At 49.4% G+C, this 17,529-nt stretch carries 10 protein-coding genes; 8 read left to right on the forward strand and 2 right to left on the reverse strand.

Annotated features, from left to right (window positions below):
• The first annotated feature begins 6 nt into the window (after positions 1-6).
• From E0E47_RS03415 to E0E47_RS03435, 5 genes are all read left to right on the forward strand, one after another.
• On the forward strand, positions 7-1,122 hold the full coding sequence (locus E0E47_RS03415) for an MORN repeat-containing protein (protein WP_008629155.1): 1,116 nt from the start codon (positions 7-9) through the stop codon (positions 1,120-1,122).
• 11 nt (positions 1,123-1,133) lie between these two features.
• Positions 1,134-1,940, forward strand: coding sequence for an inositol monophosphatase family protein (locus E0E47_RS03420; protein ID WP_008629150.1), 807 nt, complete (start codon positions 1,134-1,136; stop codon positions 1,938-1,940).
• A gap of 55 nt (positions 1,941-1,995) precedes the next feature.
• Positions 1,996-2,457, forward strand: coding sequence for a NanQ anomerase/TabA/YiaL family protein (locus E0E47_RS03425; RefSeq protein ID WP_008629149.1), 462 nt, complete (start codon positions 1,996-1,998; stop codon positions 2,455-2,457).
• A 27-nt stretch (positions 2,458-2,484) separates the two neighbouring features.
• Positions 2,485-4,548: an alpha amylase C-terminal domain-containing protein gene (locus tag E0E47_RS03430; RefSeq protein WP_130892891.1), complete on the forward strand. Its 2,064-nt coding sequence runs from the start codon at positions 2,485-2,487 to the stop codon at positions 4,546-4,548.
• A gap of 70 nt (positions 4,549-4,618) precedes the next feature.
• Positions 4,619-5,737, forward strand: coding sequence for a DUF6057 family protein (locus E0E47_RS03435; protein WP_232038317.1), 1,119 nt, complete (start codon positions 4,619-4,621; stop codon positions 5,735-5,737).
• A gap of 8 nt (positions 5,738-5,745) precedes the next feature.
• Here the strand turns inward: E0E47_RS03435 and E0E47_RS03440 are convergent, their stop codons facing one another.
• Both E0E47_RS03440 and E0E47_RS03445 read right to left on the reverse strand, forming a co-directional pair.
• Complete coding sequence (locus tag E0E47_RS03440) at positions 5,746-6,063, reverse strand: nitrous oxide-stimulated promoter family protein (protein ID WP_008629146.1); 318 nt, start codon at positions 6,061-6,063, stop codon at positions 5,746-5,748.
• A gap of 21 nt (positions 6,064-6,084) precedes the next feature.
• On the reverse strand, positions 6,085-7,416 hold the full coding sequence (locus E0E47_RS03445) for a nucleobase:cation symporter-2 family protein (RefSeq protein WP_040603101.1): 1,332 nt from the start codon (positions 7,414-7,416) through the stop codon (positions 6,085-6,087).
• A gap of 285 nt (positions 7,417-7,701) precedes the next feature.
• Between E0E47_RS03445 and E0E47_RS03450 the strand changes: the two genes are divergently transcribed.
• The 3 genes from E0E47_RS03450 to E0E47_RS03460 are packed head-to-tail and all read left to right on the forward strand — an operon-like array spanning position 7,702 to position 17,508.
• Positions 7,702-10,947 carry a T9SS type A sorting domain-containing protein gene (locus E0E47_RS03450; protein ID WP_130892892.1) on the forward strand — a complete coding sequence of 1,082 codons (3,246 nt, stop codon included), beginning with the start codon at positions 7,702-7,704 and terminating at the stop codon, positions 10,945-10,947.
• Positions 10,948-10,978: 31 nt separating this feature from the next.
• The gene (locus E0E47_RS03455) at positions 10,979-14,344 is read left to right on the forward strand and encodes a family 43 glycosylhydrolase (protein ID WP_130892893.1); all 3,366 of its coding nucleotides are present in this window, start codon (positions 10,979-10,981) and stop codon (positions 14,342-14,344) included.
• Positions 14,345-14,388: 44 nt separating this feature from the next.
• A complete protein-coding gene (locus E0E47_RS03460) occupies positions 14,389-17,508 on the forward strand; it encodes a glycoside hydrolase family 2 TIM barrel-domain containing protein (RefSeq protein WP_130892894.1) in 3,120 nt (1,039 codons plus the stop codon).
• Positions 17,509-17,529 lie beyond the last annotated feature (21 nt).

Here is a 17,529-nt window from a genome sequence, read left to right on the forward strand (position 1 = left end):
ACGGCAATGGGATTGAAACACAAACTCTTCGGCATAGTTTTGTTATGGCCTGCCCTGCAAGGCTACGCCCAAGAAATCAAAATAGGAAATTATACTTTTAAAGACGGTGCGGAATACCAGGGGGAACTGTTCAAAGGCAAACCCTACGGCAAAGGCATCACCCACTTCAAAAACGGGGACTCTTACGAAGGCGAATACGTGAAAGGCAAACGCCAAGGATACGGCGTGTATAAATTCCCTGACGGAGAAAAATACGAAGGCGAATGGTTTCAAGACCAACAACACGGGCATGGCATATATTATTTCATGAACAACAATAAATACGAAGGCTTGTGGTTCCGCGACTTCCAACAGGGACAGGGCACCATGTACTATTACAACGGAGACGTGTATAAAGGTAATTGGGAAGCCGACAAGCGGGAAGGTTACGGGGAATATAAATACGCCAACGGGGCATTCTACCGGGGAGAATGGAGCAATGACCAAAAAAACGGCAAAGGCATCTTCGACTGGAACGACGGTTCATGGTACGACGGCATGTGGAAAGACAACCAACGCAACGGCAAAGGTACGTTCAACTATGCCGACGGGGACAAATATACCGGAGAATGGGTGGACGACGTGCAGCACGGGAAGGGAGTGTACAAATTCCACAATGGCGACCAATATGAAGGCGGTTACGTACAGGGCGAACGTACCGGTGAAGGCATTTTCACTTTTGCCAACGGCAACAAGTACGTCGGCCAGTTCAAGAACGGATTCCAAGACGGTAAAGGCACGTTCACGTGGCACAACGGCGCATCGTACACCGGCATGTGGAAAGCCAACAAACGCGACGGACAGGGAAAATACGTGTGGAGCAACGGCGACACCTACGAAGGGAACTGGAAAGACGGACAAATGGACGGGGAAGGCATCTTGCGTATGACAGACGGCTCGAAGTTCAAGGGAATGTTCAAGAACGGAGAGAAGAACGGCCCCGGCATCATGGAGGATGAAAACGGTATGCGCTTCGAAGGAAACTTCAAGGACAATGAGAAAGACGGCCCTTTCGTGATGAAAGACAAGGACGGCAATATAGTCCAAAAAGGAGAGTACAGCCACGGAGTGATAGTAAAATAGGAGGAACATAAATGGACTTGGATTTTCTGACCGAGGAAGTCAAGAAACTGGCCAGACAGACCGGTGAGTTTTTAAAAAAAGAACGGCTTTCTTTTGACCGTAGCCGTGTAGAGCAGAAAGCGGCACATGACTATGTGTCGTACGTGGACAAGACATCTGAAAAACATATCGTGGAGAGGTTGCATGAATTGCTCCCCGAAGCCGGTTTTATTGCCGAAGAAGGGTCCGGTTCGTTGGAAGAACAGGAATATTGTTGGGTGGTGGATCCCTTGGACGGGACGAGCAATTATATTCATGACTGCATGCCGTATTGCGTGAGCATTGCCTTGCGCAACCGTGAGGAAATACTGTTGGGCGTAGTGTACGAATGCGGCCGTGAAGAACTCTTTTGGGCCAACAAAGACAGTAGGGCTTATTTGAACGGCAAGGAGATATACGTCAGCGACCAAAGTGTGCTCGACCAATCTTTCATTGAATTAGGGTTCCCATATAAAGCAGAGAACTACCGCTCTTTCGCCCTCGGCCTCATACAAGACTTGTACGGCCATGTGGGAGGGCTGCGGCTTATGGGCGCGGCCGCCGCAGAAATCTGCTATATTGCAGCCGGGCGCTTTGAAGCCCGCGTGGAGGCTTTCATAGGGCCATGGGATATTGCGGCGGGGTACATCATCTTGAAACAAGCAGGTGGTAAAATGACTGGATTTGACGGCAATCCTGATTGCCTCGGGGCCAAGGAAGTGTTCGCCTCGAACGGAAAAGTGCATGAAGATCTCTTGAAAGTGCTCCAAAGGCATAAAAAGTTACTGAAAAATGAATGAGATATTCGTACAAACGTCTATATTTGCACCGACAGAACGATAAACCCCTGACATTATGATTATCGATGACATAGCGCACCTGAAAGATTATACCCGTCTTCTCCCTACATTGAAGACGGTCATCGGCTTTTTGAAAAGCCACGATTTGCAAGCTTTACCGGAAGGACGCTTTGAATGGGATGCCGACGGATGCTTCGTAAACGTGCAGACCGTCCCTCCAAAGGCTTCTTCCCAGGCCGTTCTCGAATCGCACAGGAAAATGGTAGACATACAAATACCTCTCACGGGCGATGAAACCATGGGATATTCCCCCTTAAAAGAATTGCAGCCTACACCATACGATGAAACCAAAGACATTTCATTCTATAAAGAGTGCCCTGGAAATTTCGTCACCGTAAAGAAAGGCATGTTTGCCATCTTTTTCCCACAAGACGCACACGCGCCGGGCGTAACACCGACAGCTTTGAAGAAAGCCGTCTTTAAAATTCCGGTATCGGATGATTGGAACCAACAATAAAAATAACACCTTAATTCTATTCTTATTATGGCAAAATCAACAGTAAAGTCAAGTCCAAAGACTTTGGACATCATTAAAAACGACCCTTGGCTGAAAGATTATGAAGCCGCTATCGTGGGTCGCCACCGGCATGCGGAAGACAAAATCGCAGAACTCACACAGAATGGGAAATGCTCTTTGTCGGACTTCGCTTCGGGATACTTATATTTCGGCCTGCACCGCACGGCTACGGGGTGGGTGTTCCGCGAATGGGCGCCCCATGCCACCGAAATCTATTTGATAGGCGATTTCAATGATTGGAAGGAATCGCCGAAATATCAGTTGAAAAGGATAAAGGACACCGGCAACTGGGAAATCAAATTGCGCGGCAAAGCCCTCAAGCACGGCGACCTTTACAAGTTGAAAATACATTGGGAAGGCGGATGCGGCGAACGTATTCCGGCATGGTGCCGCCGCGTGGTGCAAGACGAACAGACCAAAATCTTCAGTGCACAGGTCTGGGCACCCGAACAGCCTTACGTATGGAAAAAGAAGACTTTCCGCCCCAATACGGCTCCCTTGCTGATTTATGAATGCCACATCGGCATGGCGCAAGATGCGGAGAAAGTAGGGTCTTACAATGAATTCCGTGAAAAGGTGCTGCCCCGCATCGCTGCAGACGGGTACAACTGCATACAAATCATGGCCATACAGGAACATCCTTACTACGGAAGTTTCGGCTACCATGTGTCGAGTTTTTTTGCCGCTTCCAGTCGTTTCGGTACGCCGGAGGAACTAAAGCAGCTCATCGACGAGGCACATAAAAGGGGCATCGCCGTGATTATGGATATCGTGCACTCCCATGCCGTGAAGAACGAAGTGGAAGGCTTGGGCAACTTTGCCGGTGACCCCTGCCAGTACTTCTATTCGGGCGGACGGCGTGAACACCCTGCTTGGGACAGTTTGTGTTTCGATTATGGCAAGAACGAGGTCATGCACTTCCTATTGTCCAACTGCAAATTCTGGTTGGACGAGTACCATTTCGACGGTTTCCGCTTCGACGGTGTCACGTCTATGCTCTATTACAGCCACGGGTTGGGCGAGGCGTTCTGCAACTATGGGGATTATTTCAACGGGCATGAGGACGACAATGCCATCTGTTATCTGACGTTGGCTAATGTGCTGATTCACGAAGTCAACCCCAAAGCCATTACCATAGCTGAGGAAGTGAGCGGCATGCCGGGATTGGCTGCCCCGTTCAAAAGCGGCGGATACGGGTTCGACTACCGCATGGCCATGAACATTCCCGACTATTGGATAAAGACCATCAAGGAAAAGAAGGACGAGGACTGGAAACCCAGCAGCATGTTCTGGGAAGTAACGAACCGACGGGCTGACGAGAAGACCATATCTTATTGTGAAAGCCACGACCAGGCTTTGGTGGGCGACAAGACTATCATTTTCCGCTTGATAGATGCCGACATGTATTGGCACTTCAAAAAAGGAGATGAGAACTACGCCGTAGAACGCGGTATAGCCTTGCATAAAATGATTCGTCTGCTTACGGCTTCCACCATCAACGGCGGTTATCTGAATTTCATGGGTAATGAATTTGGTCATCCGGAGTGGATTGATTTTCCGCGTGAAGGTAACGGATGGAGTCACAAGTATGCACGGAGACAGTGGAATCTTGTAGACAATAAAGAGTTGTGCTATCATTACTTAGGCGATTTCGACAAAGCAATGCTTGATATTATTGGCAAGGAGAAAAATATCCAGAAATCTCCCGTGACGGAAATCTGGCATAACGATGGCGACCAGGTATTGGCCTATAGCCGTAATGACCTCATATTTGTCTTTAACTTCAGCTATGCCCGTTCGTATACGGATTACGGCTTCATGGTGCCTCAAGGGGCTTACGACGTGGTGCTGAACACTGATGCCCCGGCATTCGGCGGACACGGATTGAATGATGACAGCCTCCGCCACTTGACCAACTTCGACCCGCTTCTGGCCCGGGATGGAAAGGGATGGCTCAAACTCTATCTTCCGGCACGTTCCGCCATGGTACTCCGTCGGGCGCAAGAAGATAAAAAGACGGAAAATGAATAAGAGTAAAAACAAATAAACTGAAACTGGATTCCGGATGTACAAACCGACATATAAGAAAAGAACCGCACGCATGATTTCATGGGTATGCGGTTCTCTTTTCACCTTGTTCTCCCTGCTTTACCTGTTTGTGATGCAGGCTGACTTATTGGCTACCGCACAACATTTGTTGTCGAAAGGGCAGACCGTTTATTCTCCGTTGTGGGGAGCGGTCGTCATTACCCTTCTGCTACTGCTATTGCAGGGAGTTTTTCGGCGGATAATGGTATATCCGTTGCGTTTCCATGCGCTCTATTATTTCCCGTCGTGCGTCGTGTTGGGATTGCTTACGTCCATTGTTCCTCAAACGGGATGGAATGTGCAATTATCCACTAATTGGATATGGCTCACGGTCTGCATTTTTCTGTATATCCTTGTGACATGGACAGCCCTGCATTTCCCGGACCGTAAAAACGGAAAACAGAATGCTTTTTCCTTCCTTTGGGTGAATTTCCTATGGCTTGCGTTGCAATTCTGCATGGTAAACAGCATAGCCAATACGAAAGATGTATACCACTACCGGCTCAAAGCCGAGAGATGCCTCGTCGAAGGGCAGGACTCATTGGCGTTGCAAGTAGGAGCCAAATCATTACAGGCAGACCGGAGCCTGACTGCCATGAGAATGTTTGCACTAAGCCGTGAGAACCTTTTAGGCGAGAAGCTTTTCGATTTTCCTCAATATAACGGTAGCCAAGGGCTGTTGCCCAGTTTTTCTGATACAACCTACACTCATGATTGGACGAATGCCTTATACAAACATTTAGGGGGGAAGCCGGGGAAAAATATGAAAGACAACACTCAGTTTCTCGAGCTTCTGTCACAACGGCCTTCGGCCACTGCTGCCGCAAAAGATTATTTGCTCTGCGCCTATCTGTTGGACAAGAACCTTGATGCTTTTGTCACCGTACTACCACGTTGCCATGAAGTGAACGACAACCTCCCGTTACATTACAAAGAGGCTCTCATTCTATATAACCGTTTGCATACCACTCCGGCCATTACGTACAAAAACAGCGTAATAGAAACAAATCTGAACGACTTCCTCCACTACGGTATGCAATATACCCATGCGACGGAACGCTCGAACCAATGCCGGCGCATGTACGGAAATACGTATTGGTGGTATTATTATTATCAAAAACCTTCTGAATAATCGTAGCTTTATCCCCTATATTCCCGCCATAAATGCCGCAAAGCAATCAGGGGATGATACCATAACATACGCGGACCTGCATATCGCATCACTTTCCGGATGCGTCGCTTCATGTCCGGACGGTAGCAATGTATGGTGCAAAGACGGCACGTACGCTTATCTTTCTGAAAGGGACACCGTGATAGACGTGCACGGGAATAATCCAACATTTCACGGCACTCCGGACATAAAGTCCTGTTGCCTTCCTTGTAGCGGCAGTAGAGACGAATCATCAATTCTACCGTACGCTGCTCTTCCTCTATCCGGTTGTTTTTACCCTTGCCCAAAGCCGTTCTTTTCCTTTCTACCTATTCTTTAATGCGAATCAAGGCATTGGCCAAAATAGCTGTGACACCACCGGTCGTGATTCCGGACGAGAATATGTTTCTCACCGTTTCCGGAAGTTGTGAAAGAATCTCGGGCACCAATTCCACACTTAATCCCAAAGAAAAACTCAATGCCATCACCAACGTGGCTTTGCGGTCGATGGTCTGGGCTGCAATAATGCGGATTCCGGCGGAAGCCACTGTGCCGAACATCAACAGCGTGGCACCGCCCAATACAGGTTCAGGCATCAAGGAGAACACCAGACCCACGGCCGGGAAAAGTCCTAGCAAGACAAGGAATCCTGCGATATAATATCCTACGTAACGGCTCGCTACTCCAGTCAACTGTATCATCCCGTTGTTTTGGGCAAAGACTGAGTTGGGGAAGGAATTGAACACTCCGGCCAACATGGAATTGAAACCATCGGCCAAAATCCCTCCGGAAGCCCGTTTCACGAACGTCTTTCCCTCTACCGGCTCTCCCGAGATGAGTGAATTGGCCGTGATGTCGCCGTAGGCTTCAATCGCCGTAATCAAATACACCAGTCCCAAAGCGATAAAAGCCGACCAGTCAAAAGACAAGCCGTATTTAAAAGGTACAGGTATATTGAACCCTCCATAACTCTGTACCGAAGAAAAGTCCACCAACCCCATACACCAAGCCACCGCATAACCGATGACAAGTCCGATGACAATCGAGCTCATACGCAAGTAACGGTTCGAGCTCCTGTTGAAGAAAATAATCAGCAACAGAACCAAAGCCGCCAGGCCGACATGTTCAAAGCTGCCGAAAGTCCCGTTACTTTTGGCCACCGCACCGCCTCCGCAGGCCGTAATCCCCACTTTGATAAGGCTCATGCCAATCAGCGTCACGACAATACCGGAAACCAACGGCGTAATGATTTTACGGGTATATTTCAATAAGCGGCTAATCAACATTTCTACTGTAGAGGCCGCCATGCAAGCCCCGAAAATAACGGGAAGACCTCCGGTCAGCCCCGCAGAGATGATAGGACCGATGAAAGAAAAGCTCGTGCCCTGTATGCACAGCAATCCCGTACCGATACCTCCGATTCGCTTGCACTGTATAAACGTGGATACGCCGGAAGCAAACAATGCCATGGAAACCAGAAAACTGGTCGTCTCGATGTCCAACTTCAAAGCTCCGGCTATGATAAGCGGTGGGGTGATGATAGCCACGAAAATGGCCAATAAATGTTGCAGGGCTGCAAATAAAGTTTCGCGTAAAGGCGGCCGATCGTTCAACCCGTATATCAACTCTGTTTTTAATTCGGATTTGTTTGATTCTTCCATTGGTTTCTTCTTGTGTATGTTTGATTTATATGTAGGAAAACAGCCTAACTTCATAATTTGGGCGCAAAGGTACGAAAAAAACAGTAAAGGAAGTATGCCTGTTTCGCTTTCTCCTGATAATTAATAGGCATTTCGAGTCAAATGTTAAAATTTCGAGGTCCAATTAGGTATTTTCATCCCATCATTCGTCCTATATATAAAACTATCTAGAAAACAGTCCGGTCTCGCAGTTATATCGGTTCGGCTGCGTCTTACGGTAAAACTAATAGAACCTTGAATTTCGTTATGAAGAAAAAAGACTTTTTTAAGAGTAGCCCTTTGCAGGGTACACGGCGAGGGATAGCTACTTTTGCCATGGCATTGGCCGTCAGCGGCATGCTTTCCGCGCAAAATTGGATTGATGTAACAGATACGTACATCGTGAACGCAGATTTCTCCACCGGTACGAACGAAGGGTGGGAATCCGGAACCATACTTCCTGCGGTAAATGCAACGTTCCAGAATGCAGAGCTTTACCAATCACAAAATTCGGCCTCCCAAAAAGTCATGGGCCTGAAAGCCGGAAAATACAAATTGGCAGTGCAAGGTTTTTACCGTGCGGGTGGAAATGACAACGGTGCCGGTTATGAAGCCGGGACGGAGGTCATTCAGGCTTACTTGTTTGCCGGGACGGATTCTGTAAAAATGAAATCACTTTATAGCGAAGCGAAAGATGGGAGCGTGGCAAACCAAAGAAACGGATGGCCGGACGGGATGGAAGGCATGCATGCCTATTGTGAAAAATATCCGGAAAGTTATTGGAACGAACTTACTTTCACCGTGAACGAAGGGAAGGAAATGCTAATGGGTATCGCCATTACCACCAATGCCGGAGGGACATGGACTTGTTGGGACAATTTTAAACTGTACATTGAAGGTACGGCTTTCGATGCTTTTGCCGTAAAGCTCAACAAGTTGGAGTTCCTGCAGGATTCTCTTCAGGTCTTGGGGATTACAGCTTCTCAAGAATTGTCACCGATAATCGATAAGTATAAGGAATATAATGCTTCCACCCCTGAAAGCGAAATCGCACAAGCTACCGTCATTATAGAAGAGCATACGGCTTTGGCCCAAACCTTGTGTACCCATGGGGCAACTTTACGTAACAGCATCGCAAGGGCACAGGATATATACGGCAAAATGGAAAGCGGTGTTTATCAGGTTGCAGATGCCGTGAGGGCGGACTTGAAAAATGGAATTGAAGCGGCCCAAAGCATATTACAACTATCTACATTGAACGAAGTGAAAGACGGTGTGGAACAAGGTATTGCCGATATGGAAGCCGCCACGGCGAAAGCCACTACGTTCATCAGTTTGGCATATTCCCTGCAAAAGGCAAAGGATTTGGCCGACAGGATAGGTGGATTGGAAGGCAACGAAGCTTATGCCCAAGTGGAAACTTTGCTCTCCGGTAAGGAAGAAATTACGTATGATGTAGCCGCTGCTGCGACTTCTTCGCTGAATGCAGTATGTCTCCCGGCCATGACAGAGGAATTTTTGGAAGGAGCTTCTGATGAGAATCCGATAGAACTTACCAGTTTCATCACCAATCCCAATATTTACCAAAAAACGTCTGAAATGACACCGCCTGAGGGTTGGAAGTGCCAGAAAGGGAGTGCCGATGGAAAATGGTATACCACTCCGGAAGGCACAGGTAACAAAGGATTGATATGTAACAGTTGGACAGGAAGCCGCCTTACGGGATCCAATTACAGCCAACTGATAGGAGGCGATTCGGATGGTGCCGTCAAGCTACCGGACGGCCTGTATACACTGAAAGCCGCCACGTGGACCAATACGGAACCGTCCAGTGTGCATTTGTATGCCTCTACCGACAGTATGGATTTTGCTTTTGCCGAGGTGAATGCTGACAAGGCACTTTATGACAACGCCAGCGAGACATTCAGTACCACGACCGAAGTGTCCAGTTTTGAGGTACGTGACGGTAAACTGTACATCGGTGTCGTTTGCGACGGCCCCGTAACCGGGAACGGAAAGGATTGGAATGCGGATAATTTCCGCCTTTATTACATAAAGAAAGATGTAATCAGTGCCTACCGCGACCGCTTACAAGTCCGTTTGGATTCAGCATATTCAAAGCATGGGGTGATAGTAGAAATAGGAATTGACGACAGCGATACTTATGGAATTGCTTTGGATGAGCAGGAAGGTTATCCGTCATTGATAGGACATGCCACCGTAGAGGAACTTAAAATGGCTATTGAAGACTTGGATGATTTGAATGCAGAAGCTGACAGTATCATAAAGCACTATAAGACCATCACACCGCTGTTAAGCGAAGGTTCTGCTTTGGATGCCCAGATAAGAGACGGGCTTGCATACGCCCAGCCTAAACCTACGGCTGATTTCTCGGTTGCTTTGGAAGACGCTATGGTTTATGCCGAAGACATGAGTTGGGATAACTATTTGGATGAAAGAATCAAGACCAAAATAGAAACCCTTGACGGCTGTATGCAAACTTTAAGAGCCTCCATAGCTTTGTGCTATCCTATGGCCAAAGCCAAAACCTTGGCAGACCAAATCGGTGGTTTGTCTGATAATGAAGCCTATAAGGCTGTGGTGGAATTATTGAAAAACGATGATTTCGACGAAATCGATGCCGACATGAATACGGAGGCTTTGAAGATGGCATGCGTGGAAGCAATGACTCCGGAAGTATTGGCAGAAGTGAGTGTAGATCATCCGTTGGATATGACCAGTTTCATTGTGAACCCGAATGTCTATCAAGACGCGACGGATGTAAACGGTTCCCCGATAAACACCCTCGTCGATGGTTGGGAGTGCACGAGTACTGCGGATTCTCCGGCCAGAACCGACCAGTTATCAGGTGATACATGGCTGAGTTGTTGGAGTTGGTCCGGAAATGCCGCACATAATATCGGCACACCCAATGTTTATTCCCAAGTGTTGGGCAATATGGGAAACCAAGAAGGTAAAGTGGCTTTACCAGACGGAGCTTATCGTGTAGAAGCCGCAACTTATTGCACAAAACAGCCTGAACTTATCCAACTGTTTGCCTTGACACGCCAAATTGATATTGAAACTGTTGAAAGTAGTACAGGAGCTGATAGTACGGTGTATGTGTATTCGGACAGCGTGTTCACGGATGCGCCTTTCAATGGGGATAAGGGCAAATGGGACGTAGCCCAAGGGGCACTTTCCACGACCACGGTCATCCCGGAGGTGTATGTGGAAAACGGTACGGTAGTCATCGGTGTACGGGGAACCGGAGTCGTAGGAGGCAACGGGCAATACTGGTGGGCAGACAACTTCCGCCTCTATTATGTCGGACAGAACAAGGGTGATAATATCCACGGCATTTCAAATGGTAATCCTGATGGAAAGGACGAAGTGGATGTATTCGACTTGACCGGACGCATGGTTCGCCAAAGCGTGAAACGCACGGATGCGTTGAGAGGGTTGCGTAAAGGCATCTATATTGTAGATGGTAAAAAGTATATTGTTAAATAATGTATCACATCACAAACCCAAACATGATTTTATGAAAAAAGTTATTTCATTGTTCCTGTTCTTTCTCATGGTATGGAATTCGTCAGCGAAGGACTTTCCCAAAGTCATCCTTGCCGGAGACTATCCCGATCCCTCCATCTTGCGCGACGGGAAGGATTACTACATGACGCATTCTCCTTTTTATTATGCGCCGGGCTTCCTGATCTGGCATTCCCAAGACTTGGAACATTGGGAACCGGTATGCCGTGCCATGGCACAATGGGAAGGCTCGGCCATGGCACCGGATTTGGTGAAATATAATAATAGGTATTATATCTATTATCCGGCCGCAGGGACGAATTGGGTGATATGGGCAGACGACATCCTCGGGTCGTGGAGCACACCGGTAGATTTAAAGGTGAAAGGCATCGACCCCGGACATGTGGTCGATGCGGATGGAAAACGTTACCTCTATCTTTCCGAAGGCAAAGTCGTGCAGCTCTCCGACGACGGATTGTCTACGGTGGGCGAGGTAAAAAAGGTCTACGACGGTTGGCCCTATCCCCGGAACTGGCGAACAGAAGGCATGTACCTGGAATCTCCGAAGCTGAATTACCACAACGGGTATTATTACCTCACGTCGGCCGAAGGCGGAACTGCCGGACCGGGCACCAGTCACATGGTCGTGACGGCACGCTCGAAAAGCGTACTCGGTCCGTGGGAAAACTCTCCGTTCAACCCGTTGGTGCATACTTACAGTGAAAGGGAAAGCTGGTGGTCTAAAGGGCACGGCACACTGATAGACGACGTAAACGGAAACTGGTGGGTGGTGTACCACGCATACGCCAAAGGTTACCATACGTTGGGACGGCAAACCCTTATCGAACCGATTGAGTGGACACCGGACGGATGGTGTCGTGCCAAGTCCACAGGCATGCTTCCCGAGGCAGATGCTTCCATTCCTCACGGACTAAAACTTTCCGATGACTTCACGGGGAAAGAATTAGGCCTGCAATGGACGTTCTGGAAAGAATATGCCCCGAAAGCCGTGACCCTCGAAAACCGGACATTACGGCTGAAAGCCAAAGGCAAGACCCCGGCAGACGGGCGCCTGTTGCTCACTACTGCGGAAGACAAGAATTATGAAACACAAGTTGAAGTCACGGTCGGGAAAAACAATACAGCCGGACTCCTGCTTTATTATAGCGAAAAAGCATACGCCGGACTGGTATCGGACGGTAAGACGTTCACCGTCTACCGGCACGCCGGACAAAAGACAGAAATGCCCAACACGTTAGGCAGACAGTTCACGGTACGGATAAAGAACCAAGGCAACCACGTCTCCATTTTGGTTGGAAAGGACGGAAAGGAATGGGCCACACTGGCCGAAGGCATCGATGTGTCCGGCATGCACCACAACGCCTACAAGGGTTTCTATGCCTTGCGTATAGGCTTGGTTTCCATCGGGAAGGGTGAAGCGGCTTTCCACCGGTTCCGTTATAAAAACGCCGTTCCGCAGGAAAAAGACTTGAGTGCCTACCTGATGGTGTTCCACAAGGACGAAACGCACGGGCTCTACATGGCATTGAGCCGCGACGGATACACGTTCACGGTCCTGAACGACGGGGAACCTGTCTTAGCCGGTGATACGATTGCTTACCAAAGAGGGATACGTGACCCTTATATCTATCGTGGGCCAGATGGCGCATTCTATTTGGCCATGACCGACCTCCACGTATTTGCCCGTCGTGACGGTTTCCGCGAAACGGAGTGGGAGCGCGACCGCAACATGTACGGTTGGGGAAACAACAAGGGGTTGGTGCTGATGAAGTCGTGGGACTTGGTAAACTGGAAACGCGCCAACATCCGTTTTGACCAACTGACAGCCGGATTGAGTGAAATAGGTTGCGCATGGGCACCCGAAATTGCCTACGACGAACGGGTGGGCAAACTGATGATTTACTACACCATGCGCTTCCGCAACGAACGCAACAAACTGTATTACGTGTACGTGAACGATGATTTCGACCGTATCGAGAGCCTGCCCCAACTGCTTTACGAATACCCGGACGAAACGGTTTCGGCCATCGACGGCGACATCACCAAAGTAGGGGATAAGTACCATCTTTTCTATGTGCCCCACGACGGACAGCCGGGTATCAAGCAGGCTGTTTCCGACCGTATCAGTGGAGACTACGAATACGATCCGCGTTGGTACGACTTTGAACCGAAATCTTGCGAGGCTCCCACGGTATGGAAACGTCTCGGAGAGAACAAATGGGTGCTGATGTACGATGTATATAGTATCACGCCGCACAATTTTGCCTTTACCGAAACTTCGGACTTCATCACGTTTAAAAACTTGGGACGTTTCAACGAAGGAGTGATGAAATCCACGAATTTCAACGCTCCCAAGCATGGGGCCGTGGTGCATCTGACAGCCGAGGAGGCCGACAAGCTTGAAGCTTACTGGCTCAAGAACAAACGAAAATACGTTTCCACGGCATCCATACAGAAAAATCCCCTGTTCCCCGGTTATTATGCCGACCCGGAAATACTGTATTCCGAGCAAACGCAAAAATACTACGTTTATCCCACGACGGACGGTATTCCGAATTGGGGCGGCACGAGTTTCAAGGCTTTCTCGTCTGCCGACTTGAAAACTTGGAAAGAAGAACGCGTTGTCTTGGATCTGAGAAACGTGTCTTGGGCGAAAAAGAACGCATGGGCACCTTGCATCATAGAGAAAAAGCAGACAGACGGCAGTTACAAATATTACTTTTACTATACGGCAGAACGGCAAATCGGAGTGGCTGTTGGCGACCGTCCGGAAGGACCGTTCCGTGATAGCGGAAAACCGTTGATAAGCCGCGAACGACCCAGCGGAATGAAACGCGGGCAGAACATCGACCCGGACGTTTTCACTGACCCCGTGAGCGGCAAGACTTATTTGTACTGGGGCAACTATTACATGGCCGTGTGTGAACTCAATGACGACATGGTATCCGTCAAACCGAACACCACGAAGATACTCATCGACAACGACCGGCATTACAGTGAAGCCCCCTATGTATTCTACCGCGACGGTTACTATTATTTCACATGGTCTAAAAACGATACGCGGAGCGCGGACTACGAAGTCCGTTACGTACGCTCCAAGTCTCCTGTCGGCCCGATTGACCCGTCGGAAAGCCGGGTGGTAGTCTGCAAAAAGCCCGATCAGGGCATCTACGCCACAGGCCACCAGTCATTCCTGCAGGTGCCCGGCACAGACGAATGGTACGTCGTCTACCATCGCTTCAAGTTCCCCGACGGCATCACGATGGGGCGTGAAGCGGGTTATCACCGCGAAGTCTGCATGGATCGCGTGGTTTTTAATGAAGACGGCACAATAAAACAAGTCATTCCAAGTCTATAATTAAAGATTGTACCATGTACATTCATAAACAGAATCGACATACGATGAAACGAATATTATTGGGAATATTAGGCGTATGCGCATGCCATGCCTATGCACAAACCTTCAAAGAGTGGCAGGACCCTGAAATCAACGCCGTCAACCGTGTCCCCATGCACGCCGATTTTTTTGCCTACGAAAGTACGGAACTGACGGCAAAAGGAATGAAAGAACTTTCCGAGAACTTCATGAGCCTGAACGGGAACTGGAAATTCAACTGGGTGGAACATGCGGACGCACGTCCGGAAGGCTTCTGGAAAACGGGGTTCAACGACAAGGGTTGGGTAGATTTCCCGGTTCCGGGCGTGTGGGAACTGAACGGTTATGATGTCCCGGTGTATGCGGGAATAGATTTCGGATGGAAAGGCTATGAAGGACGCACGTTCAAGAAGCCGCCCCATGTCCCGGTGGAAAACAACCACGTAGGTTCCTACCGCCGTGAAGTGGTGATTCCTTCAGACTGGAAAGGAAAAGACATCATCGCCCATTTCGGTGCCGTGTCTTCCAACATGTACCTATGGGTCAACGGAAAGTTTGTGGGTTACAGCGAGGACAGCAAGATGGCAGCGGAATTCGACCTGACCCCTTACCTGAAACCGGGGCAGAAGAATTTGTTGGCCTTTCAAGTATTCCGTTGGTGCGATGGCAGTTACCTGGAAGATCAGGATTTCTTCCGTTACAGTGGTGTATCACGCGACTGTTACCTCTACGTGCGCAACGCCAAGCGGATAGAAGACCTTCGGGTCACTCCCGACTTGGACGACCGGTATCAGGACGGGACATTGGAGGTCCGTCTGGACGTGAAAGGCAAAGCCCATGTTGCGCTTGAATTACTTGATGCCAACGGGGAAACCGTTTGCACGGAAGAGGTAGGGGGAACAGGAAACCGGTCTGTGACCATGGCGGTGAAGAGCCCGCATAAATGGACGGCAGAGACCCCCTACCTCTACACCCTCAGGGCCACACTGAAGGACGGTAGCACTATCCACGAAGTCATACCCGTAAAAGTGGGATTCCGGAAAATCGAAATCAAGAACAGCCAACTTTTGGTGAACGGGCAGCCCGTGCTCATCAAGGGGGTGAACCGTCATGAGATGGATCCCGACGGCGGTTCGTATGTCACCCGCGAGAGGATGCTCCAAGATGTGCAGTTAATGAAAAAGTTCAATGTCAATGCCGTGCGGACCTGTCACTACCCGGACGACCCGTACTGGTATGAGCTGTGCGACCGTTACGGCCTTTATCTTGTGGCCGAAGCCAATTTGGAGAGCCACGGCATGGGATTCAAGGAAACCACGTTGGCCAAAGAACCGAGCTACAAGAAAGCACATCTGGAACGCAACCAACGCAACGTGCAGTGCAATTTCAACCATCCGAGTATCATCCTGTGGTCGTTGGGTAACGAGTGCGGCAACGGTTCGAACTTCGAGGCCTGTTACGATTGGGTCAAACAAGAAGACCCCAGTCGCTTCGTCCACTTTGAACAGGCTTACGACACCGGTTCCACCACCGATGTCTACTGCCCGATGTATCCCACTTATTCCCGTTGCATCAAATATTGCGAGGACGAGAGCAAACAGAAACCTTTCATCATGTGCGAATATGCCCATGCCATGGGCAACGCTTTGGGCGACTTCAACATCTATTGGAACCTGATCCGAAAATATCCCAAGTTCCAAGGCGGTTTCATTTGGGACTGGGTGGACCAGTCGCCCAGATGGACAGGTCGCAACGGGGAAATGATATACGGTTACGACGGGGATTTCGATGATTATAAGACGAAAGATGACAACTACATGGACAACGGCCTGTTCGGCCCCGACCGTGTGCCGAACCCGCATAGCCATGAAGTGAGGTACTTCTACCAGAACATCTGGACCACGCCCGGAGATTTGTCGAAAGGCGAAATCAAGATATACAACGAGAATTTCTTCCGCGACCTTTCGGCATACGTCATGGAGTGGGACGTGCTGAAAAACGGGAAAGTCGTGCGCAGCGGAACGGTGGAACGGATAGATTGCCAACCGCAACAAACCGCCACGATGACCTTGGACTGGGGCGGAACTGACGGGGAAGGCGAATGGTTGCTCAACGTGAGATACCTGCAACGGGACAGGGAAGGAATTCTTCCGGCACGCCACGTGGTGGCCAAGGCACAAATTGAACTCCGGCCTTATCAGGCACTGGACATGGTGTTGAAGAACGAAAGCCTGCGTTACATTCCGGATGCCGTCCCACAAGTCAACGACCGTAATCTTGCCCATCTGATTATCACGGGAGAGGACTTCCGGATACGTTTCAACAAGATGACCGGATACATGGAACGTTATGCTGTAGACGGGACAGAGTTCATCCGGAAAGGCGATGCGCTGACCCCGAACTTCTGGCGCGCCCCGACCGACAATGACTACGGTGCCAAACTGCAACAAAAATACGCGGCTTGGAAAAATCCCGACCTGCATCTCACGTCTTTAAAACACGAAACGAAAGACGGACAGGTTGTCGTGTCGGCAGAATACGACATGAGAAACGTGTCGGCCAAACTTTACCTGACCTATACCATCAACAACCGAGGAGCCGTAAGGGTCAACCAAAAGATGGTGGCCGACAAGGGAAAAAAGGTTTCGGAGATGTTCCGCTTCGGCATGCAGTTAGTCATGCCCAAGGATTTTGAATACGTGTCTTACTACGGTCGCGGGCCGGTGGAGAATTACAGCAACCGCAACCACAGTACGGACCTTGGCATTTATCACCAGACCGTAGACGAGCAGTTCTATCCCTACATCCGTCCGCAAGAGACTGGCACGAAAACAGACATCCGTTGGTGGAAAGTCCTCGACGTGAAAGGCACGGGGTTGCAGTTCGTGGCCGATGCTCCGTTCTCGGCTTCCTCCCTGCACTACACCATCGAATCGTTGGACGAAGGGCCGGTGAAGAAACAAGGCCATTCGCAGGAAGTGGAAAAGGCAGACCTGACCAACGTGCTGATAGACAAGGTGCAGATGGGATTGGCTTGTATCGACAGTTGGAGTGCCATGCCCGAACCGGAATTCCGCCTGCCGTATGGAGATTATGATTTCACTTTCATCATGACTCCTGTTACCCACAGCTATCCTTTATATTAAGAAGAAAAATATCATAATGTG

Origin of the sequence: Paraprevotella xylaniphila YIT 11841 (assembly GCF_900683745.1) — a bacterium.
In the GTDB taxonomy this organism is placed as follows: Bacteria; Bacteroidota; Bacteroidia; order Bacteroidales; family Bacteroidaceae; genus Paraprevotella; species Paraprevotella xylaniphila.

What these genes read in the sequence shown, in the direction of transcription:
- E0E47_RS03415 (WP_008629155.1), top strand. Translation starts at nt 7, where the DNA reads ATGGGATTGAAACACAAACTCTTCGGCATAGTTTTGTTATGGCCTGCC.
- E0E47_RS03420 (WP_008629150.1), top strand. Translation starts at nt 1,134, where the DNA reads ATGGACTTGGATTTTCTGACCGAGGAAGTCAAGAAACTGGCCAGACAG.
- E0E47_RS03425 (WP_008629149.1), top strand. Translation starts at nt 1,996, where the DNA reads ATGATTATCGATGACATAGCGCACCTGAAAGATTATACCCGTCTTCTC.
- E0E47_RS03430 (WP_130892891.1), top strand. Translation starts at nt 2,485, where the DNA reads ATGGCAAAATCAACAGTAAAGTCAAGTCCAAAGACTTTGGACATCATT.
- E0E47_RS03435 (WP_232038317.1), top strand. Translation starts at nt 4,619, where the DNA reads ATGATTTCATGGGTATGCGGTTCTCTTTTCACCTTGTTCTCCCTGCTT.
- E0E47_RS03445 (WP_040603101.1), bottom strand. Translation starts at nt 7,416, where the DNA reads ATGGAAGAATCAAACAAATCCGAATTAAAAACAGAGTTGATATACGGG.
- E0E47_RS03450 (WP_130892892.1), top strand. Translation starts at nt 7,702, where the DNA reads ATGAAGAAAAAAGACTTTTTTAAGAGTAGCCCTTTGCAGGGTACACGG.
- E0E47_RS03455 (WP_130892893.1), top strand. Translation starts at nt 10,979, where the DNA reads ATGAAAAAAGTTATTTCATTGTTCCTGTTCTTTCTCATGGTATGGAAT.
- E0E47_RS03460 (WP_130892894.1), top strand. Translation starts at nt 14,389, where the DNA reads ATGAAACGAATATTATTGGGAATATTAGGCGTATGCGCATGCCATGCC.